Source organism: Acinetobacter sp. TY1 (genome assembly GCF_048551395.1).
Taxonomy (GTDB): Bacteria; Pseudomonadota; Gammaproteobacteria; order Pseudomonadales; family Moraxellaceae; genus Acinetobacter.
Map to the genome: position 1 here is coordinate 19,581 of NZ_JBLYZK010000027.1, position 21,557 is coordinate 41,137.

Below are 21,557 nucleotides of genomic sequence, written 5' to 3' on the forward strand. Positions count from 1 at the left end.
ACAGGTATCCTTCGGTTTGTTTTAACTTGCTCAGACCTTTCTTGATAGTGCTTCCCGTTTTTAAGGGTAATCATATTAACCTCCAAAATTTAATGAAGCTTTTATATATAATGCGCTTATATTTTAACCATATTGTGTATAAATGTAGTTAAATGGTTAAATTAATAGATTTTATAGTTTTAATTATTAACATAAAATTATAAACCATTGATATATAATTCTTAACCTATCAAATATTTACATATTGAACCAGTGTAAATTAAAAATTGGAAGTAACTATAAATAAAAATTAATTCGATTTTCTGTTTTTTAAACTTATAGATAAGTTATTTTAAAAAATTAAATATCAATACAACCTAAGTGCTTAATTTGAATTAATTTAATTAATATGCTGAATGTAGGTGATACAAAATAAGTATTTGTTGCTAATGCAAAATAATATCTACGTAGGCAGAAAGAGAAGCCAATTTATCTTTAAAAATAAAAAGCACCGTTAATCGGGTGCTTTTTTATGGCATTTTTTTATAAATTGAACCTATTTAATCACGACCTAAAATAAGATAACAACCAAAACTAATAAAAATTCCACCAGTAACACCATCAATCCATTTTGCAAATTGTTGATAATATTGAGTCATTTTATGCCATGAGAAAAATACAGCAACTAAAGAAAACCACAATAAACTTTCAATCCAAATTAGACCCAATAGGGAGGTTTGTGCACTGAGTGGTGCATCCGATTGAATAGCTAAAGCAAATACACTACTAAAATAAACCAAAGCTTTTGGATTTGCCATATTGGTAAAAAAGCCTTGGAATAATAACGATAAATGCGATTTATCCAAGTGTGCTTCGGTTTGTATTTGGCTACCTGTGTTGTTCTTTGTTTTCAAGGATGACTTAAGCATTTGCCAACCTAAATAAAGCAAATATAGACCACCACAAACCATAAGTACGTGTTGTAACCATGCAATTTTTTGAAATAGAAAATGTAGACCACTAATGGCTAAAATTGCCCAAACTAAAATACTCAGGGAAATACCTAAAGCAGCAAAAAGTGCATGAGTGCGAGATTGACGGATTGCACTTTGGGTAACGAAGAAAAAGTCAGGACCCGGACTGATAAGTGCAAAAAAATGAATCAGTGCAATACTGAGTAAAGCGGTCATAATCTTTCCTTTATAAGATATATAAGCAATTGATTAAATTAAAAAAATACTTTGATAAAATACTATTTAAATCAATTTTTGCATGAAATTTTGTAGGACTTCTGAAGCAACTTGTTCAAGTGTAGGTGCAAATTTTTGATTATTTTCACGTAAAACAGAGATATCAATTTTAGCTTTGCGTAATTCAGCTGTATGTCCAATCAGCCATTTTTCTAAGCTATCATTGAGTACTTCTGGGTGAAATTGAACTGCTAAAACATGAGTACCAATACTAAAAGCTTGATGCGGGTAAATGTCTGAACTTGCAAGTAATATTGCTTGATTAGGAAGATCAAAAGTATCACCATGCCAATGTAATACTTCAATGTCATTTAAAGGCTGTAATGGATTATTATCAACATCAGCTAATTGTAATTTAGACCAACCAATTTCTTTTTGATGTCCCGGATAAACTTTAGCACCACTTGCGTGGGCAATCAGTTGAGCGCCTAAACAAATGCCGAAAGTAGGTAGTTTTTTTTCTAAACGTTGCTGTAGATGAATTATTTCATCTTTTAGAAAAGGATAATCTTCTGTTTCATAAACACCAATCGGTCCACCTAAAATAATAACTAAACCTGTATATTCAAAAGCTTGTTTTAAGTCATCGACACCTGCTTCAAAATAACGAACTCGAAACCCCGCTTGGTATAGCGTATCTTCAAAACTGCCTAGATCTTCAAAAGCCAAATGTTGAATCGCGTAAACGGTTTTAGGGAAATCTGTTGGAAGGGAGATCATGGTTTTGAACGCATTAGGCTAAATTTGACGCATTAATGTAGCTTAATTATGCTGAAATTTAAATCTAAAAAACGTGGAAAATGCATGATTTTAAGCAATTCTAGGTTAGGCCGTGAAAAAGATTGAATACCTGCATTAAGCAACAGATTTAAGACAAGATAAAATTAATGCTTTACTTGAGGTTAAAATCGTCTGTTTAAGATTCTCATCGGCAATACTTCGAGCCATTATAATTGCCCCAATCAATTGACACAAAACAGCCCATGCTTTTTCTTCACTGCCTAAATGATGCTTAAAAATTTGCTGACCACGCATTAATTCAGCTTGATACGTTTGTTTCAGTTGCAGGTCTGAACGAGCAATTTCACTTGCAAGCGCAGGTAATACACAGCCATAGTCAGGACGTTCAACATGGGAAAGCGATAAATAGCGATTCAGCTCAAATTCAATCCATTGTTCAGCATCTTCAAAAGGGTTGTCTTGCCACATTTGAATACTGTTTTGTAGTTCATTTTCAAGTAAGGCTTCAAATAGGTCATTTTTGGATGAAAAATGTGAATAGAATGCGCCACTTGTAACTCCAGATGCTTTCATAAAAGCATCGACACCAGTAGCAGCAAAGCCATTTTTTTTGGCAATTTGCCCACTAATATGCAGTAATTCTTTTCTTCTTTGTTCTTTATAGCCTGTTTTATAGCGCATAAAGTATTCGCCTTTGAAAATATGATGACAATTATGGTGATTCTTTAGACTTGACCTCTTGTCAAAATTATAACATAGTCATCGTTATAGTAACGACCGTTATCCAATAAGCATTCAAAAAGGAAGAATAATGAGTGATATAAATGATCTGTCATCATCAGAAGATACATTACTGAAAAATTTTGAATTTAAGACCAGTAATTCTGAAGGAAAGAAAGTGGCTTTAGTGATTGGCGCAGGAGATGCGACAGGTGGTGCAATTGCCAAACGCTTTGCTCAAGGAGGGTATATCAGTTGTATGACACGGCGAAGTGTAGAAAAACTACAACCTTTAATTGCTGAAATTAAGCAAGCTGGTGGACAGGCATATGGTTTCGCATCTGATGCACGTAAAGAAGAAGATGTGATGGCGTTGATTGAAAACATAGAAGCGAATATTGGTAAAATTGATGTTTTAGTTTTCAATATTGGTGCGAATGTGCCATGTAGTATTTTAGAAGAAACTGCGCGTAAGTATTTTAAAATTTGGGAAATGGCATGCTTTGCGGCTTTTCTAACGGGTCGCGAAGTTGCGAAGCGGATGGTTACTCGTGAACGAGGCACCATTATTTTTACAGGTGCGACAGCAGGAATACGTGGTAGTGCTTATTTTGCTTCATTTGCGGGTGCAAAACATGCACTACGCGCATTGGCACAAAGTATGGCACGTGAATTGGGTCCTCGAAATATTCATGTAGCGCATGTGGTAGTCGATGGTGCAATTGATACTGATTTTATTAAAAATACTTTTCCTGCAATGTATGAAAAAAAAGATCAAGACGGTATTTTGAACCCTGAACATATTGCGGAAAACTATTGGCATTTGGCGCAACAGCCACGTGATGCATGGACACATGAATTAGATTTACGTCCTTGGATGGAAAAGTGGTAATTGTAAAAGGTAAATTGTTCAAATACCTAGATACTTAAAATATAGTTACTAATTAAAAGTAAGTTTTATAATATTTAAAACAATTCGGCAAATATTAATCACACAAGGAATGTATAAAGAATGAAACAGGTTGAATTTTATTTTGATTTAGGTAGTCCTTATAGCTATTTAGGATTTTTTCAAATTCAAAAAATTGCACAACAGCATCAGGCAGAAGTGATTTGGAAACCGATGTTATTGGGCGGTGTATTCAAAGCCACAGGGAATAATAGCCCGATGATGGTACCTGCGAAAGCAGCATATTCAATGAAAGATATGGCACGTTGGGCGAAGTATTGGCATATTCCCCTACAAATGAACCCATATTTCCCGATCAATACATTACAGTTAATGCGCTTAATTACTGCTGTACAATTACATCAACCTGAAGATTTTGTGCGTATTTTGGCGGGTTTATTTAATGCGATGTTTGGCGAGCCAAAAAACTTAAATGATATGAATGAATTGATACAAGTCGTGACTTTGTTGGGTTTGAATGTGGAACAGGTTCAGGCATGGCTCAATGATGAAGGTGTAAAAGCACAGCTTAAAAAAGTTACGGAAGAAGCCATTCAACGTGGTGTATTTGGTGCGCCAACATGGTTTGTTGGTAATGAGATGTTTTGGGGTGTCGACCATTTACACTTTATTGAAACAGCATTGAGTGAATAATCTAATGTTGTGTAAAGTGTATTGATTTAAAAACTCTGATTAATTCAGGGTTTTTAAATACTAAATGTATAGCGTGCTTCTGATGATAGAAAATTTTTTATATTTAAAATATGATTTGCTTATTTTTCTTATCTGTACTTATTTGTCTTATGCTTCATTCAAAATGGCGAAGCAAAAATACCAATATAATTTTTCATTGTTCTTGGTGATGATTTCTAGTTTTTTAATAAATATTTCTTTTCTTATTATGAGTCATGATCTTGGTTTAAATTTCAGTATATCAATATTTTTTTTGATCATGATTTATGTTTTTGTTCCTTTTTTGCGGTTAGAAAAGCGTATTATGTAAGTAAAAATGATTGCTGATAATATCAGATAAAAAAGGATATTAAGGCTGATGTAATAATGACAAAATGAGTGCCAAACTAAAAATAGATAGAATCGTTTGCAGGCTAATCACAGATGCCATGAGTTGATAATTACCTTTTAATAGCTTTGTTAGAATATAAGCTGAAGAGGCTGTGGGAATAGCAAAGAAAATCATAATGGCAACAATGGCTTCATCATTTAAATTAAAAAATTGAATCAATAACCATGCGATACATGGAATGAGGAGGAGTCTTAAAAAACTAATCATCAGTGATTGAGCTAAATATTCCTTCATGCCTTTAAGCTGAATTGCAGTTCCGACACAAAGTAAACCAAGCATCAAACTACTATTTGAAAAGGCATTGAGTAAACTTGTAAATCCATTCCAAATTGGAATATTTAGAACATTAAATGTAATACCGAGTAAACATGAACTAATCAGCGGATTTTTGATTAAAGATAAAAAGATATTTTTAATCTTAAGTTGGTTTTTAGGTGTTAATGATAATATTGAAACCACGTTGACGAATGGAATGGTAATTGCCAAGATATTGACTAAAATACTTTTAATTTCAGGGTTATTTAAAGTAGCAGCTATTGATAAACCAATATAAGTATTGAAACGAATCAAACTTTGAATATATACGCCTATTTCTGCAACAGGGCTTTTCTTGATGAATGCAAATGCATAAACACTACCAATCACAATAGCCATCATTGAAAAAATAACGATGAATATGGAGTCGAGATGCCCCATATTGATATCGGCATGTGCAAGAGAGCTAAATAATAACGATGGAAATAAAATATAGTAATTGAGCTTTTCTGCACCATTCCAAAATTTTTCATCGAGCATACGTGAATGAAATAAATAAAATCCTAGACCAATCAAGGCAATTGATGGAAATAGGATGTTGATCATTTCTAGCATTGTTGACTCAATATCTAACTTTATTATCAAGGTTGAACAGAAGCATACATTAAATTGTGTTTAAGGGATAAATTTAAGCGCTGAAAGATAGAGATTGTGAAAGATACAGACTATTGTTCTATGATATTTTTGCATAGAATGAATAGACGTAAAAAGTCAGTTTCTTGATCTTAAATGGATTTAAAGAAACAGCGTAAAATTTAGAAATGATTTAAAGCATAAAAATTGGGGATGAAATGAACGTACAAATTTTGGGGAAATTTAAAGCACTCGCCGTGTTGGTAGCGGTCTGTATATTACCCATGCAAATTCAAGCTATGGGGTATAGCGCTAACTATGCTGCATGTATGAATAGTGCAGGCATTGCAACAAGTGCTGTTACGAGTTGTATGAATGCTGAATATCGTTATCAACATAAGCGCGCTCAAGATAATTTTAAGGCCTCTTTAGCACTTTATGGTGATGCGGAAAAGAAAAGTCAAAAAGCAGCAAATAAACAATGGAAAAAATTACGCGCAACCAATTGTCGTAAAGAAACTAGTTCAGACTCGATTGAACGAAAGACTTATTTTTTAAATTGTGCAATTAAAATGACTGTGACTCGAGCAGATTTACTTGAAAAACAATTGTACCGATTGAAATAATTTCTAAATTGAGCATGGGCAAAGCATTATAAAAGTCATAAAAACAAGGTATCATAAGGCGTTTAAAAATTTACCCTTGGAGACGCCTTAAGTGGATCGACCGACTATTAGCCCTGAACATTTACAGGAAGCTGCTGAAAATTTAACGACCATTCGTGACTTTATTCGCTTTGGTGTGACAGCACTACGTCAATACGATGCACACTTGGGTCAGGGGACTGAAGATTATTTTGCAGAAAGTTCAGCCTTGGTTTTACAGACCTTGTCGCTCGAATGGAAGGCAGATGCTGAAATTTTTGATGCTAAATTATTACCAAGTGAAAAAGCTGAATTTCTTGCATTACTTGAACGTCGTATCAATGAAAAAGTACCAACCTCATACTTGTTGAACTTGGCTTATTTCTGTGACAAACCTTATTATGTCGATGAGCGTGTGCTAATTCCTCGTTCACCAATTGCAGAGTTAATCAATCAACGTTTCGCGCCATATTGCTTAGATGAAAATGATCAAGTGCGTGAAGCCTTAAACAATTTACCTGCAAATCCACAACCTAAGAAACCACAGCGTATTTTAGATATGTGTACGGGTTCAGGTTGTATTGCGATTGCTTTGGCGTATGCATACCCAGATGCTGATGTTGATGCAACCGATATTTCTAAAGATGCTTTAGAAGTTGCTTCAATCAATGCAGAACATCACGACAAACAATATCAAGTGGCTTTGCTTGAATCAGACTTATTTGACAAAATTCCTGCTGAAAATCAATATGATTTGATCGTATCAAATCCACCGTATGTAGATGCGGAAGATATGGCAGAACTGCCTGAAGAATTTCATCATGAGCCTGAGCTTGCTTTGGCAGCGGGTCAAGATGGTTTAGATCTGGTGCGTAAAATGTTAGCTCAAGCAGCAGACTACCTAACAGAAGATGGTTTAATTGTCATTGAGGTTGGTAATTCTGAATGGGCAATGAAACAGAACTTCAATACCATTGATTTCCATTGGTTGAAATTTCAAAACGGTGGTTCAGGTATTTTTGCACTGACCGCAGCACAATGTCGTCAATACCGAGATTTATTTATTCAATCTATACAAGCATAAGGAATTGTAGGCATGGCAGGTAACAGTATTGGGCAACTTTTCCGTGTTACGACTTGTGGAGAATCTCACGGCGTTGGTTTAATGGCAATCGTTGATGGTGTTCCACCAGGCATGGCTTTGTCTGCTGAAGACTTACAGATTGATTTAGATCGCCGAAAACCAGGTACATCAAAATTTGCCACGCAACGCAAAGAGCCTGATGAAGTCGAAATTATTTCAGGTGTATTTGAAGGTAAAACAACAGGTACATCGATTGGTTTATTGATTCGTAATACAGATCAAAAATCGAAAGATTACGGCAACATTGCTCAGACTTTCCGCCCAGGTCATGCCGACTATACCTATACACAGAAGTATGGTTTCCGTGATTACCGTGGTGGTGGTCGCTCAAGCGCACGTGAAACAGCGATGCGTGTGGCTGCTGGTGCCATTGCGAAAAAATACTTAGCTGAAAAGTTTGGTATTTTAATTCGTGGTCATGTGACACAGATTGGTACAGAGAAAGCTAAAGTTTTGGATTGGAATGAAGTTTCCAATAATCCATTTTTCTGTGGTGATGCCGATGCTGTTCCTCGTTTTGAAGCACTAGTGACTTCGTTGCGCGAACAGGGCACAAGCTGTGGTGCAAAACTTGAAATCTTAGCTGAACAAGTTCCTGTGGGTTGGGGCGAGCCAGTATTTGATCGTTTAGATGCCGATATTGCCCATGCCATGATGTCAATTAATGCGGTGAAAGGTATTGAAATTGGCGATGGTTTTGCGGTTGCGGAGCAGTTTGGTCATGAAACACGTGATGAACTTACGACAGATGGATTCCTTGCCAATCATGCAGGTGGTATTTTAGGTGGGATTTCTTCGGGGCAGACCATTCGTATTGCCATTGCGCTGAAACCAACCGCAAGTATTACTACGCCAGGTAAAACCATTAACATGAATCGGGAAGATACTGATGTATTGACCAAAGGTCGTCATGATCCATGTGTGGGGGTGCGTGCAACGCCAATTGCTGAAGCGATGCTTGCGATTGTGTTGATGGATCATTTTATGCGTCATCGTGCGCAAAATTCCGATGTAGTTGCACCATTTACTCCGATTTAACACAATTTGTATTTGATTAAAAAACCAAACGCTATGTTTGGTTTTTTTTTTTTGAGATTTTAACGGATTTATGGTTGTGTAATGTGTTGAGAATAACCTTTGATAAAGGTTAAATAAGCAGAAGATTGTTGACCATCAGCTTTTAGAATTGGGCGCTCTATATCACCTTTATCTGTAATAAGTTTCAATGAAATTTCTTTACCACTACGGAAAGAGTTTAAGAAACTGACTGGGACAATAATATAATTTGAAGATAGTTTTGTACCATTTTCAAGTGTACTATTCTCTGTTGCAGCAATCGTTGAATAAGCATAAGGCTGACCATCGACATTAAATACAAACTGTTGAATATTATATTGCTCAGTATTTTTAATATCGGCAGTGATTTTAAAACCATCACGTTTTTCTTCATTCCAACGCATTGCAAGTTCAGGACAAACCTCGTTGGTTTCACAGATCAAAGGGCCTTTTGTCACAACTTTGAGAGAATTTGGAGTAGCACATGCCGATAATAAAAGTACAGATGAAAGAAATGCGAGCTGAATTTTCATAAATTTTCCTGAGTAACATGGATCTTACTGTTATTGATTGTTATAACAATGCACTGAACTTGTTAAATTTACCGTTTAATGCATAAAAATGGAATAACCAATCTTATTTTAGTGGTGGAATTATGAATAAAAGTCAACATTTAGATAGATGGGTAATAAAAAAAGCAGCATTATGATGAATACTACTTTTTGTTTTCTTATTGATGAGAAATAAACAGCATCAATTATTGTTTATAACCACGCATAAAGACTTTATAACCACCAGACTCATGGTTGCTGTCTAAAAGTACACCACTCACATCGCCTTGATTTGTATTGACGGTCATGGTGATATTTTTACCTCTAGCTAAAATAGTTAAAAAACTACGAGGAACTGTGACGTAATTAGTTGAGTCAATCAGGCTAGAGTTTTGAAGCCTACGATAAGTTGAAGGTGTTGTTGGGGGGTAGCTATAGTTTTGACCATCGATATTAAAGTTAATTTTCTTAATATCATACTGATTAATATGGAAAATATCTGAATACAAGTTGTATTGTCCCTGTGAGCTTCTCCAATCTACAGAAAATTCTGGGCAAACAGTATTAGAATCACAAAGCGGTGATCCTGATGTTTCAGTACGTCGAACTGTATCTGAAGGATTCATTGAGTTACTTAAAGCGTTGGTTGTTGGTTTAAACCATTTACCAGGGAGTACCACACATCCTGTAAGTGTTAAGCTGCTTAGTGATAAAGTTGTTAGCAGAAGTATGCTTGAATATTTCATTGTTATGACCGTTTAGTTTTTATTCACAATAATTTATCATAAAAATAATAAAGTGAGAACTGGTTATCTTTAATTTGTGTTAAAAATATCCATTTATGTTTGTATTGTTTAAATTTTTTTTCGTTAAATTATTGAAATTAAGCTATAAATTATATTTATCATGTTTTTTGATTGGATTCCTAATATTTTTAATTTTTTAATCAAGTGTGACACTTTATTAAGTTTTTATTTAATTTGGCTAATTATTTATGTTAAGTGATAGAGAAAATGGTTCATTTATGTTTTGTGCGAAACTAAATTATTGGATATTAAATAGTGTTGGTTGATACCGTTAAAAGGCTAATTGCGGAAAATCTATACGAAATCAGTAAATCAGGGATTTTTTATCAGTAAAATAATGCTATAAATGAAAATAAAGCGGATATGAAAAGGAGTTAAATTGATGAAAACAACAGTGAAGTATGTTGTGCTGAAAAGTCGAGAATATCAATTGGGGACTCCACTCTTTGAAGAAAGTCTAGATGTTGATCAGCACTATTTTGATCAAATTCCTGATGTTATTCACTATCAGCAGCATGATTTTAAGGTCAAATCTAAAGAGTTAGTGCGTAAGCAAATTTTTGATGATTTCGAAGAGTCACAAAGTATTTTGGTCAAAGTGATTGCGTTAAACTAAGTTACTCTAATTCATCACAAAGCAATGATTTTGAATTGTTTGTGAAAATTAAAAAACCCCATCAAATGTGGGGTTTTTATTTTTAAACGATTATTTTACTTTTTAACAATAAATACAGGTAATGTCGTTTGGCTTAATACATCTTGTGCAAAACTACCAAGTAACCATTTTTGGAAGCCTTTACGACCATGTGAACCCATGACAATCAGGTCTACATTTAATTCTTCAGCTGTATCAATAATAGTTTCTGCAGACACCATGCCTTTTTTTATTGAAGTTTCAATGTTGACACCTTCAACTGTAGCAATTTCATTCACTTTTTCGAGTGCTTGCTGTGCATTATTATAGGCTTCTTTGAAGTAGTCTTGAAGCATACCAGCTGTATAGTAAAAATCTGCACCTGAAAATGGATCTTCAGCAATGACGCTAATTGCCGTAATTTTACAATTGAAGGCTTTAGCAAGTCCAACGGCATGTTTTACTGCCGAAAATGAGATGTCTGAGCCGTCTACAGGGACTAAAATATGCTGATAAGTCATAATGATTTCACCTCTTTGTTTATTGTTCCCTATATTCATAACATATAAAAAGATATGATTAAAGTAGCTAAATAGAGTACAAAATTTATTTGAAAATTAATGTGAAGTAGTTGGATAAATTTTCAAAAAATGATTCATTTCGATATTCATTTTTCAAGAATGATTTTAATTAAAAGTATGAATCAACCAAAACATAGTTGATGATATTTAACATCAGCGGATTAACGTCTAAAAAGATTTCTGCGCTGATTTTGAGGTTTATAAATTTAAGAAAAAATAACTCATTGTTTAACAATCATCACAGGTAAAGGGCAGATGCTGAGAACTTCTTGAGCAACACTTCCTAAAACAAGTTTTTTAAGCCCTGTACGACCATGAGAACCCATCACAATCAAATCTGTATTTATTTCATCTGCAATATTGAGAATAGCCGTTGCCGTTGAAACATCTCGTGCAATGCGAGTCGTTACATGAATGCCATGTCCCAATAATGTTTGTTGCAGATCCTCTAAGCGACCTTTAGCATTTCTTTCAGCAGCAAGAATATACTCAGTAATAGATGGTGCAACTTTATAAAAATCTACGCCAATCATAGGATCTACAGCCAACACACTCAAGATCGTGATATGACTTCCAAAGGCTTGAGCAATTTTTTCGGCATGCTCAACAGCGGCATAGGAAATAGGAGAATCATCTATTGGAACAAGGATATTTTGATAACTCATATATATTCTCCATCATTGTTATTTCATTAGTCATAACATGGAATAAGAATATAGTGGGGAGTTGATTTGTTAAATTTTAATTGGTTTAAAATAGATCATAAAAATAGTGTGATTTATGTAACATAAATAAAAATATAATTGTTTTTAATCACAAACAAACTAGAATATATTTATCAAGTAGCTCGTTGAAAAGAGAGGTTATTATGATTCTTTATGATGGAGAACAAGTATTCCCTGAACAGGCAAATAAATTTAAAGTATTCCTAAAAGATTATCTTGCTAAACGTGGCGCAGCTTACATTTTAGAAGAAAAGTTTTTTATTTATGATAATGATAATGATGAATTTTTAGAACCAAAGATTCAAGAATTTTATGTACTTTGGTCTGTCGTTCCACATTAATAAATATAACCGCCAAATTGGCGGTTCTAAATTTTTGAAAGTGCTAAAATAACTTAAAATAGATGCATATAAAATAACAAAAATGAAAATATGAGGTATATACTCAGGCTAAGCCTTTGATCCTGAGTGAGAAGATAATGCCGAAAAATTTTGTCATCCGTTTTGCAGTTCTACTGTTTATGACTTTGTTGGTGATTGCATTGGGTATCCATTTTATGCTTTCGAAAGAAGTCACTGTTGTTGCATGGATTTTGATGTTCCCTATAATTATGGCTGTACCAATTTTAGCATCTGTACTTATGGCGAAAGATGAAGAACTAGAGATTTCAATGCATTAAGTTCGTGTTGAATTTGAAGTTGTTATAAAAGCCTACAGATGTAGGCTTTTAATTGAGTTATTCGTATAACATCTACTCTTATTTTTTTGGTTGTTTATTGATCTATGGTGATCATTTTAAATACAATAAGTAATGTGAAACTCTATCTATATTTACTCAAATCGTTTATTCTATCTGCATCATATTAGAATTATAAATTTTATCGTGTTTACTGATTTTGTTTCGTTGTTGATTTTCTCCATCGTTCTATAAGACGTTTATATTTTAAAAGTTATTTTCTACTATTATTTAATTTTTTTGAGAGAAATGTATGTCAGATATCACTACTGGTACTGTTAAATGGTTTAATGAAACTAAAGGTTTTGGTTTTATCGCTGCAGATAGCGGTGAAGACGTTTTTGCACACTTCAGCGAAATCCAGTCATCTGGTTTCAAAGTTTTAAATGAAGGTCAACGTGTTCAATTTACCGTTACAGCTGGTAAAAAAGGCCCTCAAGCAAGTGGTATTACAGTTATCTAAGTCTCTCTAGATTTAGAAGCTAGGCTCATCGTAAGATGGGCTTTTTTATTACTTATCGATTATTCAAAGTGATTGGGGCTTTATCTAAATCTAAAAATTATGGTTCATGTAAAATGAAGGCGTGTTAAATGAAATCAATTTTACAATTGTTAGAAGTATTTAGTGATACTTTCTTGGGACGAAAACAACGAGATGTGATGCACTCTTCGGTTGCGACTGCTTCTGACTCAGATCGTAATATTGGGATTGCCAGAGATACGATGATGATTAGTCCTAAAGGGATTGAAATGATTTGTCGATTTGAAGGCTTACAGTTATCTGCTTATGATGATGGCGTAGGCGTGTGGAGTATTGGTTTCGGTACGATAGTTTATCCAAGTGGTACAAGGGTTAGAAAAGGTGATATTTGTACACTTGAGCAAGCAAAATTTTATATGTCACATGATTTAAAAAAATTTGAACATGCTGTTGATCAAGCTGTAAAAGTATCAATTGATCAGAATCAGTTCGATGCATTGGTTTCGCTGACTTATAACATTGGTGCAGGCGCATTTCGAAATTCTACTTTACTTAAAAAGTTGAATGTTGGTGATTATCATGGTGCATCTGCACAATTTGATGTTTGGAATAAGGCGAGTGGTCGTGTTTTACAAGGGCTTGTGAATAGACGTTTTGTTGAGCGTACGTTGTTTGATAAAACCTAGTGTTTATATGTTGAATCATTTTAAAGATATAAAAATCAATTCTATACCAATAGGCTCAAGTGGTATAAGTTACATTTTTTAGAATCAAGATTTGTTGTGGTTGTGATGGAAGCATTTGAAGCAAAGAAAAATGTATATTTTAATTATGAATTTGATGAACTCACTTTGGATGAAGATGATTTTCCTGATGTGATTTATAAATCTTTGGTTGGTTTGCTTTATAAACATGTTATTGAATATCCTGATACTACGTATTGTATTTATTATCACGAAGAATTAGCTGGAGATGAATTACAAAAGATTAAAAATGATTGGATGGGTTATTGCCCATTGGATTAATCTCAGTTTCTTTAGGATACTTTTAATTGGGTTTTAAACCGCGCTTTATTTTTAAAAAAATTAAGTTAACAATTAAACAGCAATAATAAAGCCCTCATTGAGGGCTTTATTATTTATTTATGTTTTGTGTGAATCAAATCGCTTAAGTTATAACCTTGGTTTTTAGCATGATTTAAGAACTCGGTAGCAATTGCTGGATCAAGTGTTGGGGATCTGCTCAATAACCATAAGTATTTTTTGTTTGGTGTGCCGACTAATGCAACTTGATAGTCTTCATCTAATTTTAAAATCCAATAATCACCTCGTCCGACAGGTAACCAACGAAGCGCTTTTGGTAAAAAACTCACTTTTAGTTTAGAATTTTCTGGGGTATTTTGTACTGATGCTTCACCAATCGATTGCTGAAGTTTTCCATCTTTGTTAAAGCATTTATTATCAACTTTAACTGTTCCATTTTCATTTAACGAGTAATTTGCAGTTACGTTGTAATCGCATTTTTTTTGAAAATATAGCGGTTTACGCGCAATTTCATGCCATGTTCCTAAATATTTATTAAGATCAACTTTTGCTACAGTTTGTACTTTTTCATCACTAGCATATGCTAATGTAGCCATGCTAAGGAATGCTATTCCAGAAATAAGGGTAAAAATCTTAAATGTATTGTTCATCATATAGCTCGCATATTTAAGTACTTAATAAATATATCGAGTTTGAATAACGATAGGGATGATGTATTGTAAATTTGTTTACAAATCATGTAATTTTCTCATTAAAGAATTTACTTTATGATTTTTATATAATGTCTACAACTAATCTATTGGATTTATTTTTGATCTGCTAAATAAACAAATGACTACAATCTTATGTAACCTTTAATTTTTATAAGATATTGAAAATACAACCATATGCAACCGATGCCAATCCATCAAAGACTAAGTGGATTTTACTTTTTTTATAATACAAGCATGAATTAACATTGAGTAATAAATTTATATAAAACAATATATTGTGTTGTATTTTTACTCATTGTCTAATTGGTTTTAGACCTCATATATATTCTTGAGAAATTCTTTTAAATAGATTTTCTTAAAATATACTGAGTTTTTATAAAGATGAGAATTAATAAGTAAAATATAGATGATTTAGATTTTGGCGAAAAAGGGCAGAGTATTTATCGTGACGCTGACTTAATTGGTTTTATTATACGAGTCAGACCTATAAGTTAAACATTTTTTGTCGAAAGGAAATATAACAATGAACTTTTCCGTACCCTAAACTGTTTGATCGACCTTCACATTAATATTTTAATTGCCTATATAAACCATATCTATATCAATAGGGCGAAGTGGTGTAAGTTACGTGTTTTTAAGATCGAGATATGTTGACTGTGATGAAAGAATTTATCATCAACTTCAACTATTCTATCTTCATTTAACGATAAATTAGATCCTCAAAATGTAAATCTAAAATTATTTCCATTGATGGGCTAGGTTATATGGTGCTTAGCATCTACAATTCACGTTTTATCCAATGAGATTCTGTTTTGAGTAGCGAGACGCCTAAACTTCAGCGCCGTTTAAAGAACCGTCATATTCAATTGATTGCTATGGGCGGTGCAATTGGCACAGGCTTATTCTTAGGTTCAGCACATATTATTCAATCCGCTGGCCCATCTATCATTTTAGGTTACATGATTGGTGGCTTAATTGCATTTTTGATTATGCGTCAACTTGGTGAAATGATTGTACATGAACCCGTTACAGGTTCGTTCAGTTATTTTGCTTTTAAATATTGGGGACGATTTTCTGGCTTTTTGACGGGTTGGAATTATTGGGTTTTATATATTTTGGTGGTAATGACTGAGCTGACGGCTATTGGGAAATATGTCAATTATTGGTGGCCTCATATTCCTGCTTGGACATCTGTATTGTTCTTTTTTATTGTGATGACCTTTGCTAATTTAGCCAATGTAAAGCTGTATGCGGAGTCTGAATTCTGGCTATCGATGATTAAAGTCCTCGCAATTATTGCAATGATCATTTTTGGTATCTATTTGCTAATGACGGCAGATGTTGGCTCAACGGCTTCTATTAGCAACTTATGGGCACATGGTGGATTTTTCCCGCATGGCTTTGAAGGCCTATTTTATATGTTGGCTTTTATGATGTTTGCTTTTGGCGGAATTGAACTGATTGGGATGGCTGCTGCTGAAACAGAAGATCCCGAAAAAAATATTCCTAAAGCGGTGAATCAGACAGTTATTCGGATCTTTTTGTTTTACATCTGTTCATTGGCTATTCTTTTGTCTTTGGTACCTTGGAATCAATTAGATTTAGGTGGTCTAGATAAAAGTCCATTTGTACTTATTTTTAAGCAAATGGGCATTGACTGGGCTGCACATTTACTTAATTTTATTATTTTGACAGCATCAGTATCTGTTTGTAATAGTGGTATGTATGCCAATAGTCGTATGCTACTAGGCTTGGCAGAGCAAGGTAATGCACCGCAAATTTTTAAGTACGTTACTAAACAAGGAACTCCTGTTCCTGCCGTTTTATTTTCAGCATTGCTTATTTTTGGTTGTGTTCTGCTTAATTACTTTGTACCTGAAAAAGCATTAAGTTATCTGATTTATATTGTAGTAGCAGCAGCAGTATTGAATTGGATGATGATCAGTTTAATTCATTTAAAATTCAAAAAAGCAATGAAACAGCAGGGCGTCAAGACCAAATTTCCAGCGTTATTTGCGCCATTCACCAATTATGTGGTTTTGGCTTTTATGTTAATCATTCTTTATATTATGTGGAGTCAGGGTTTTATGCTGTCGGTATTGATGCTACCCGTATGGATTTCACTATTATTTGTTATATTTAAGTTGTATCAAAAAGCCCTCAACTGAGGGCTATTTCGAGCACCATTATGTTAAATGGAGCTTTTTACTTAGATTGTTGCTCATCTATAATGATAATTTGTCACAAGCTGAAAATTTAGTTGGAGTTACAAGAAATCATTCCATACCCATTGTTATAACAAGTAGTATTAGTCGATCTAGGTTGACTATTTAACATCTGTAGCTCTAGTTGCCGATTCTGTTGATACATGTATAGCTGTTGGTCTGTCATCGCATCTCTGTATCCAGTATCTTGGCCTTTTTTATTTATACACATGATGCGAGTCTTAGAGATTTGTCTGCCTGCTTTACAAGATGAGTCTCCTGCTAAGTAGTAGTTCCCATTTATATAATTTGGGGTAGCACTCATACATCCACTAAGACCAATAGCCAATAATCCCATTAAAATAAAATTTTTCATATTATTTAATCCATTAAGTTTAATAAATATTATGCTCTAATTTTACTAATTTTTTATTGCTATACAAAGGTAATCAAATATAAATAAATGCTAAAGCAAAGCGATTTTAAATTTGTCAATTTATATTGAGGTTTAAGCAATTTATCTAAAATTAGCATAATACGCTTTATGGGAAATACTCGATATTTCCTCATAAGCATCAATATTTTATATGAGACCATGATAGGGTTTAGCGCACTATCATGGTTTGTTTGTGACTATTCATGGTTGTGATTCGATTAATAGAACAAAAGCTGTTTGAGAAAGCCCTCAGTTGAGGGCTCATTTTTCAATGATGAGAATGCTGAATTTTGGGTGTGTCTCCTGCGAAAGGTCTAGCTTTACACATCTCTAAGCTTTCATTTGGATCACAAATACGTACATCTTGCATCATTCCTTGGTCTTCATGATCAAGAATGTGACAATGCAGAACAAAATCGCCAAGAAGATTATTGTCATATTGGGTACGTGTTATGACGGTATATCCTTTAGGGACAAAAATAGTGTCTTTCCATACATGCTTCAGGTTATTAAATTGAACATCATATTGACCTCCATTAGAGGGATTGCCGGAAACATCTTCATTTTTCTCATTTAATATTTTTTGGATTTGGAATGGATTTACATGAATATGAAAAGGGTGTCCACCTAGAGTAGATGTTAAATTCCACTCGTCGATGTAACTGCTCTCATCAGTAGTTTTAAAATTTAGATAACGTACATCTTCTTGTTTACCTGTGTATGCTTTACTATTTTTATCATCATTGATTTTATTGCTAATTTCAAAAGTAGGTTTAGAGCTAGTATTAATATTAAAATTCAATTCTTGCTTATCATTTTTTACTTGTTCATTTTCTAGGGATTTGAATGGTGCAAAAGCTGATAAGTCATTTTTTGCAATTTGATTTATGATTTGAGTAGGTAATTTCTTCAGTTTTGCTTGATTCGCTAAATAAGCTTGAATATTTATTTCACGTTCTGTGGATTTTTTAACATCAACCCAACTAATCAGTTTTGCATATAGTTCATGATTTTCAGATAGTTGCGCTTTCAACTTATTAGAAATATTTTTATTAATTTCATTTTTATCATTCAGTTTTGTATCAAAAACACAATATTTATTTACTGTTGGGAAAGAGATTAAAGCATCTTGGCGATAACCAGGTTGTAATACTGATAGCTTAGTTGGTTGAGTCTCTGCCATAGTAATTCCGTCATGGGCAAAGGTGTTAAAATTGATAGATTTGAGTTGGTTAAATCTCGTTATTTTTTCAATGTCCTTATTTTCTTTGTTATCAATAAATTCACCATATTCACGGCATTGTTGAATAACTTTATCATCACTAAAATCGGCTGAATTTGGTAGCTCTTTGATAATTAAACCAAGAGTATCTCTAATTCCTCCATGAATCATTCTCCAACGAGAAAATTTATTTTGGGTCATTTCTAATTTACCCAAAACTAATCCATTAATTGATGTATAACGTGATGATTTAGCCCAAGATGAAGGGTCTTTTAATTCATTATAATCATCAATTTTTCCATTCTCATTATATTGAATTTGTTGAAACATCAGGATTTTTTCATCTGTACGTTTCAAGAGAATATCAATATCACCGACTTGGACAATATTATTATTTTCGATTTTTGGAAATCTATTGCCTTCAACTATAAGTGTGCCAGCCATACCACTAGATACTTGTAGTGCTGTTGAACCATGTAGATGCGGATGATACCAAAATGTGCCTGCAGGATGGTTTTTCGGAATTTCAAATTGAAATGGTTGTGACGTATTCGGCTTTATATTAATAAAGACGTTATCACTTGCAATACCGGTATCTTTGGAGTCAGGTTTTTTAAAATAACCCGGATTTACAGCTAAACCGTGAGTATGTAGGTTTGTATTATTAAAACAATGAGGGGTGTTGTGATCATCTTGTTTTTTGCATTCGTCATTATCTAATTTATTATTTAGTAGAACTTTTAAAGATGCTCCCGGTTGGATTCGAATAGTGGGACCAACTAGAGAATTATTTTCTGTATTTTGACTGCTCCCGTCAATATATTGTCGAAGCTCAACTTCATCAATTTTTTTAAGACTTGGATTAAAAATTGTGCTTTTTTTCATTTGAACATTGAGTTCTAGTGGCTTTCCATTGGGACTTTGTTGGAACTCATTTGGATTAATAATAACCACTGATTTTGCATAAACTGTGGGTGAAATACTTATTGAAAGCGCTAGCATGTTAAAAAGTAAGATTGTTAATTTTGGCTTCATGAAAACTTCCTTTTGACTTAAATAATTGAAATAAATATAAAATTTATAATATCTGTGTTTTAATTATTGTTCAATTTTTATCGGGGAAATAAAAATGAAAAAAATTATGATGGGATTTGGTGCCGGAAGTCTTCTTTTTTTTATGCAAGGAACAACTTTCGCGAATATTCAAAGTTATGAAAATTTTTCAAAAAATCCAAAAAATATACAGATCTTAGATAAAGCATTTGACGAGATGAAAAAGCGTAATAATGCTGCTCATGATTCAAAGGATTTTAGGACGAGTTTACAGTATTGGGCAAATATACATGGTTATTTTGCTGAAGATCTATCAACTGATCCAAATGCAAAAGCATTAAAAGATACTATTAAAAATAAAGTAGGGAGTTGTTTTAGTGAAGCTTTCAAAAATAAATCGAAAGAAGAAATAGAACTCTGTATAACGTATACGACATACTATACCGCTATTCGTAATCAAACCGTTTTAGATGATAAAATTGCACAAGATGTTTGGGGGACTTGCCCACATAGCTCTAAGGATGTAGCTAATGATATGTTTTTACCTTGGCATCGACTCTATCTACATTTCTTTAATAAAACACTGAAAAAAGCGAGTGGAAGTGCTGAGTTCGTATTGCCATATTGGAAGTATGAAGATAATTATGATGAAGAAAGTTTTTCTGTAGCTTTGCCAACACAATTTACTGAGCAAGATAAGTCAATATATAGTCAATATCGCACTAAGGGCTTAAATACAGGACAGCAAAGCATTAATGCTTACATGAATGGAAAAGGGGAAGGTGTTGATATATTAGGTTCAGAGGCATTGAAAGCTGAAAAGTTTTTTTCAAATGAAAGAAATGGTTTTTCAAATTTAATTGAGCAAGATCCGCATGGAATGATGCATTGTGGAGTTGGTGCTAATTGTATTGCTCCTTATATGGGAGTTGTTCCTGCAGCAGGGAATGATCCAATCTTTTATTTACATCATCGGAATATTGACCGATTATGGCAAAAATGGATGGAAACAAAAAGTAATGGAAAAGAAATTACACTTGAATGGGCTAAGAAAAATTTAGGGATGGATCCTGCATGGTTTGAAAAAAAAATGAGTTTTGTGGATGAAAATGGCAATAAAGTTACTGTAAAAGTAGCCGATGCATTTAGCCCTGAATATATGCCTAAATATGAAGATCTCGATTTGAAAAATACAGAACACTCACTCGGTGCGCTTAAAGCAATTTCAAGTCCGTTGGGTAGTCATGAGAGTTTTGATTTAAAATCAACAGCGATATTGGGTCAAATGCCCGATAAAATTAACCTTGCAATACCTGCAAAAAATTTAAAATCTAATCTCAATAATAAACCTGCAGAAAGTTTTTTAAAGCTTGAAAATATAGAATTGAAGAATAATCCTCTATTAACCTATAGTGTTTATTTGGTTAATAAAGAGAACTCTAAAAAGAGTTATTTAATGACATTCTCATATTTCGGCGTTGATGAAGGAGGTCACGGCCATCATTCAGGGGCAAAGCTCAATGATGTTGAATTAAATATTTCAGATAATTTGCAAGAAATTGGAGCGACTAATTTTGATCAACTTCAACTTATTTTCAGGCCTACAGATTTAACAACAAAACCAGTATTCACACAACAAAATGATGCTGGAATAACCATTGGGAAAATCTCTTTTTATTCTAAGCCTTTAAAAGAGTAACGACCTATATAGTTCTAAACTTAATATTATAAGCACAAGCTAGAGTTTTTTTGCTTGTGCTTTTTTGTCTCTTATAAGAATTTTAAAAAATTGATTTATACAAATCAAATATTAGAAAGTGAATCAAGATGCTCTATAAAACTATTTTCTTTACCAACAGCATTAACATGATCAAAATAGTTATACCAACCACTGGCTTTAATACCATTAAGTAAGAC

General features: G+C 33.4%; 24 protein-coding genes. 13 read left to right on the forward strand and 11 right to left on the reverse strand.

The annotated features are described in order from the left end of the window. Positions 1-539: 539 nt before the first annotated feature. From ACK2M2_RS13320 to ACK2M2_RS13330, 3 genes are all read right to left on the reverse strand, one after another. Entirely contained in the window at positions 540-1,169 is a 630-nt protein-coding gene (locus tag ACK2M2_RS13320; RefSeq protein ID WP_419349245.1) for a LysE family transporter, read from the reverse strand. Positions 1,170-1,235: 66 nt separating this feature from the next. Then, positions 1,236-1,949: a glutamine amidotransferase gene (locus tag ACK2M2_RS13325; protein WP_419349247.1), complete on the reverse strand. Its 714-nt coding sequence runs from the start codon at positions 1,947-1,949 to the stop codon at positions 1,236-1,238. Positions 1,950-2,084: 135 nt separating this feature from the next. Next, positions 2,085-2,651 (reverse strand): TetR/AcrR family transcriptional regulator, encoded by a 567-nt coding sequence (locus ACK2M2_RS13330; RefSeq protein ID WP_419349248.1) that lies wholly within the window; start codon positions 2,649-2,651, stop codon positions 2,085-2,087. A 130-nt stretch (positions 2,652-2,781) separates the two neighbouring features. On the opposite strand from ACK2M2_RS13330, the gene ACK2M2_RS13335 reads away from it, so the two are divergent. Both ACK2M2_RS13335 and ACK2M2_RS13340 read left to right on the forward strand, forming a co-directional pair. After that, a complete protein-coding gene (locus ACK2M2_RS13335; RefSeq protein ID WP_419349250.1) occupies positions 2,782-3,582 on the forward strand; it encodes an SDR family oxidoreductase in 801 nt (266 codons plus the stop codon). 120 nt (positions 3,583-3,702) lie between these two features. Then, the gene (locus tag ACK2M2_RS13340; protein ID WP_419349252.1) at positions 3,703-4,293 is read left to right on the forward strand and encodes a 2-hydroxychromene-2-carboxylate isomerase; all 591 of its coding nucleotides are present in this window, start codon (positions 3,703-3,705) and stop codon (positions 4,291-4,293) included. A gap of 388 nt (positions 4,294-4,681) precedes the next feature. On the opposite strand, the gene ACK2M2_RS13345 is transcribed toward ACK2M2_RS13340, so the two are convergent. Next, positions 4,682-5,593 carry an AEC family transporter gene (locus ACK2M2_RS13345; RefSeq protein ID WP_419349253.1) on the reverse strand — a complete coding sequence of 304 codons (912 nt, stop codon included), beginning with the start codon at positions 5,591-5,593 and terminating at the stop codon, positions 4,682-4,684. A 236-nt stretch (positions 5,594-5,829) separates the two neighbouring features. Between ACK2M2_RS13345 and ACK2M2_RS13350 the strand changes: the two genes are divergently transcribed. The 3 genes from ACK2M2_RS13350 (at position 5,830) to aroC (ending at position 8,437) form a co-directional block, all read left to right on the forward strand. Beyond that, a complete protein-coding gene (locus tag ACK2M2_RS13350) occupies positions 5,830-6,237 on the forward strand; it encodes a lysozyme inhibitor LprI family protein (RefSeq protein ID WP_419349255.1) in 408 nt (135 codons plus the stop codon). A gap of 91 nt (positions 6,238-6,328) precedes the next feature. Next, positions 6,329-7,339, forward strand: a complete 1,011-nt coding sequence (gene prmB, locus ACK2M2_RS13355) for a 50S ribosomal protein L3 N(5)-glutamine methyltransferase (protein ID WP_419349257.1) — start codon at positions 6,329-6,331, stop codon at positions 7,337-7,339. A gap of 12 nt (positions 7,340-7,351) precedes the next feature. Continuing rightward, on the forward strand, positions 7,352-8,437 hold the full coding sequence (gene aroC / locus ACK2M2_RS13360) for a chorismate synthase (RefSeq protein WP_409510134.1): 1,086 nt from the start codon (positions 7,352-7,354) through the stop codon (positions 8,435-8,437). A 68-nt stretch (positions 8,438-8,505) separates the two neighbouring features. On the opposite strand, the gene ACK2M2_RS13365 is transcribed toward aroC, so the two are convergent. Together ACK2M2_RS13365 and ACK2M2_RS13370 are read right to left on the reverse strand one after the other, a co-directional pair. After that, a complete protein-coding gene (locus tag ACK2M2_RS13365; RefSeq protein WP_419349259.1) occupies positions 8,506-8,988 on the reverse strand; it encodes a hypothetical protein in 483 nt (160 codons plus the stop codon). Between the two features lie 224 nt (positions 8,989-9,212). After that, on the reverse strand, positions 9,213-9,752 hold the full coding sequence (locus tag ACK2M2_RS13370; RefSeq protein ID WP_419349261.1) for a hypothetical protein: 540 nt from the start codon (positions 9,750-9,752) through the stop codon (positions 9,213-9,215). Positions 9,753-10,194: 442 nt separating this feature from the next. On the opposite strand from ACK2M2_RS13370, the gene ACK2M2_RS13375 reads away from it, so the two are divergent. Continuing rightward, positions 10,195-10,428 (forward strand): hypothetical protein, encoded by a 234-nt coding sequence (locus tag ACK2M2_RS13375; protein WP_409510131.1) that lies wholly within the window; start codon positions 10,195-10,197, stop codon positions 10,426-10,428. A 95-nt stretch (positions 10,429-10,523) separates the two neighbouring features. Here ACK2M2_RS13375 and ACK2M2_RS13380 read toward each other — a convergent pair whose 3' ends face one another. Then, on the reverse strand, positions 10,524-10,967 hold the full coding sequence (locus ACK2M2_RS13380; RefSeq protein WP_409510130.1) for a universal stress protein: 444 nt from the start codon (positions 10,965-10,967) through the stop codon (positions 10,524-10,526). Between the two features lie 281 nt (positions 10,968-11,248). Then, entirely contained in the window at positions 11,249-11,692 is a 444-nt protein-coding gene (locus ACK2M2_RS13385; protein WP_409510129.1) for a universal stress protein, read from the reverse strand. A gap of 203 nt (positions 11,693-11,895) precedes the next feature. Here ACK2M2_RS13385 and ACK2M2_RS13390 point away from each other — a divergent pair, with 203 nt between their 5' ends. The 5 genes from ACK2M2_RS13390 to ACK2M2_RS13410 all read left to right on the forward strand — a co-directional run bounded on the left by ACK2M2_RS13390 (position 11,896) and on the right by ACK2M2_RS13410 (position 13,994). Then, on the forward strand, positions 11,896-12,093 hold the full coding sequence (locus ACK2M2_RS13390) for a hypothetical protein (RefSeq protein WP_409510128.1): 198 nt from the start codon (positions 11,896-11,898) through the stop codon (positions 12,091-12,093). A 137-nt stretch (positions 12,094-12,230) separates the two neighbouring features. Then, entirely contained in the window at positions 12,231-12,431 is a 201-nt protein-coding gene (locus ACK2M2_RS13395; protein ID WP_409510127.1) for a hypothetical protein, read from the forward strand. Between the two features lie 310 nt (positions 12,432-12,741). Further along, complete coding sequence (locus ACK2M2_RS13400; RefSeq protein WP_409510126.1) at positions 12,742-12,951, forward strand: cold-shock protein; 210 nt, start codon at positions 12,742-12,744, stop codon at positions 12,949-12,951. Positions 12,952-13,079: 128 nt separating this feature from the next. After that, positions 13,080-13,655, forward strand: coding sequence for a lysozyme (locus ACK2M2_RS13405; protein ID WP_419349265.1), 576 nt, complete (start codon positions 13,080-13,082; stop codon positions 13,653-13,655). A 105-nt stretch (positions 13,656-13,760) separates the two neighbouring features. Continuing rightward, complete coding sequence (locus ACK2M2_RS13410) at positions 13,761-13,994, forward strand: hypothetical protein (protein WP_419349266.1); 234 nt, start codon at positions 13,761-13,763, stop codon at positions 13,992-13,994. A 113-nt stretch (positions 13,995-14,107) separates the two neighbouring features. Here ACK2M2_RS13410 and ACK2M2_RS13415 read toward each other — a convergent pair whose 3' ends face one another. After that, a complete protein-coding gene (locus ACK2M2_RS13415) occupies positions 14,108-14,662 on the reverse strand; it encodes a lipocalin family protein (RefSeq protein WP_419349276.1) in 555 nt (184 codons plus the stop codon). Between the two features lie 875 nt (positions 14,663-15,537). On the opposite strand from ACK2M2_RS13415, the gene ACK2M2_RS13420 reads away from it, so the two are divergent. Next, a complete protein-coding gene (locus tag ACK2M2_RS13420) occupies positions 15,538-16,893 on the forward strand; it encodes an amino acid permease (RefSeq protein ID WP_419349268.1) in 1,356 nt (451 codons plus the stop codon). Positions 16,894-17,633: 740 nt separating this feature from the next. On the opposite strand, the gene ACK2M2_RS13425 is transcribed toward ACK2M2_RS13420, so the two are convergent. Continuing rightward, positions 17,634-19,622 (reverse strand): multicopper oxidase family protein, encoded by a 1,989-nt coding sequence (locus ACK2M2_RS13425; RefSeq protein ID WP_419349270.1) that lies wholly within the window; start codon positions 19,620-19,622, stop codon positions 17,634-17,636. 94 nt (positions 19,623-19,716) lie between these two features. Between ACK2M2_RS13425 and ACK2M2_RS13430 the strand changes: the two genes are divergently transcribed. Further along, positions 19,717-21,339, forward strand: coding sequence for a tyrosinase family protein (locus ACK2M2_RS13430; RefSeq protein ID WP_419349272.1), 1,623 nt, complete (start codon positions 19,717-19,719; stop codon positions 21,337-21,339). Between the two features lie 104 nt (positions 21,340-21,443). Here the strand turns inward: ACK2M2_RS13430 and ACK2M2_RS13435 are convergent, their stop codons facing one another. Further along, positions 21,444-21,542, reverse strand: coding sequence for a DUF6616 family protein (locus ACK2M2_RS13435; RefSeq protein ID WP_419349278.1), 99 nt, complete (start codon positions 21,540-21,542; stop codon positions 21,444-21,446). Between the last annotated feature and the right edge of the window lie 15 nt (positions 21,543-21,557).

Bases quoted from the DNA above. Each gene is read 5' to 3' on its own strand.
- ACK2M2_RS13320 (WP_419349245.1), bottom strand. From the start codon at position 1,169: ATGACCGCTTTACTCAGTATTGCACTGATTCATTTTTTTGCACTTATC.
- ACK2M2_RS13325 (WP_419349247.1), bottom strand. From the start codon at position 1,949: ATGATCTCCCTTCCAACAGATTTCCCTAAAACCGTTTACGCGATTCAA.
- ACK2M2_RS13330 (WP_419349248.1), bottom strand. From the start codon at position 2,651: ATGCGCTATAAAACAGGCTATAAAGAACAAAGAAGAAAAGAATTACTG.
- ACK2M2_RS13335 (WP_419349250.1), top strand. From the start codon at position 2,782: ATGAGTGATATAAATGATCTGTCATCATCAGAAGATACATTACTGAAA.
- ACK2M2_RS13340 (WP_419349252.1), top strand. From the start codon at position 3,703: ATGAAACAGGTTGAATTTTATTTTGATTTAGGTAGTCCTTATAGCTAT.
- ACK2M2_RS13345 (WP_419349253.1), bottom strand. From the start codon at position 5,593: ATGCTAGAAATGATCAACATCCTATTTCCATCAATTGCCTTGATTGGT.
- ACK2M2_RS13350 (WP_419349255.1), top strand. From the start codon at position 5,830: ATGAACGTACAAATTTTGGGGAAATTTAAAGCACTCGCCGTGTTGGTA.
- aroC (WP_409510134.1), top strand. From the start codon at position 7,352: ATGGCAGGTAACAGTATTGGGCAACTTTTCCGTGTTACGACTTGTGGA.
- ACK2M2_RS13365 (WP_419349259.1), bottom strand. From the start codon at position 8,988: ATGAAAATTCAGCTCGCATTTCTTTCATCTGTACTTTTATTATCGGCA.
- ACK2M2_RS13370 (WP_419349261.1), bottom strand. From the start codon at position 9,752: ATGAAATATTCAAGCATACTTCTGCTAACAACTTTATCACTAAGCAGC.
- ACK2M2_RS13375 (WP_409510131.1), top strand. From the start codon at position 10,195: ATGAAAACAACAGTGAAGTATGTTGTGCTGAAAAGTCGAGAATATCAA.
- ACK2M2_RS13380 (WP_409510130.1), bottom strand. From the start codon at position 10,967: ATGACTTATCAGCATATTTTAGTCCCTGTAGACGGCTCAGACATCTCA.
- ACK2M2_RS13385 (WP_409510129.1), bottom strand. From the start codon at position 11,692: ATGAGTTATCAAAATATCCTTGTTCCAATAGATGATTCTCCTATTTCC.
- ACK2M2_RS13390 (WP_409510128.1), top strand. From the start codon at position 11,896: ATGATTCTTTATGATGGAGAACAAGTATTCCCTGAACAGGCAAATAAA.
- ACK2M2_RS13395 (WP_409510127.1), top strand. From the start codon at position 12,231: ATGCCGAAAAATTTTGTCATCCGTTTTGCAGTTCTACTGTTTATGACT.
- ACK2M2_RS13400 (WP_409510126.1), top strand. From the start codon at position 12,742: ATGTCAGATATCACTACTGGTACTGTTAAATGGTTTAATGAAACTAAA.
- ACK2M2_RS13405 (WP_419349265.1), top strand. From the start codon at position 13,080: ATGAAATCAATTTTACAATTGTTAGAAGTATTTAGTGATACTTTCTTG.
- ACK2M2_RS13410 (WP_419349266.1), top strand. From the start codon at position 13,761: ATGGAAGCATTTGAAGCAAAGAAAAATGTATATTTTAATTATGAATTT.
- ACK2M2_RS13415 (WP_419349276.1), bottom strand. From the start codon at position 14,662: ATGAACAATACATTTAAGATTTTTACCCTTATTTCTGGAATAGCATTC.
- ACK2M2_RS13425 (WP_419349270.1), bottom strand. From the start codon at position 19,622: ATGAAGCCAAAATTAACAATCTTACTTTTTAACATGCTAGCGCTTTCA.
- ACK2M2_RS13430 (WP_419349272.1), top strand. From the start codon at position 19,717: ATGAAAAAAATTATGATGGGATTTGGTGCCGGAAGTCTTCTTTTTTTT.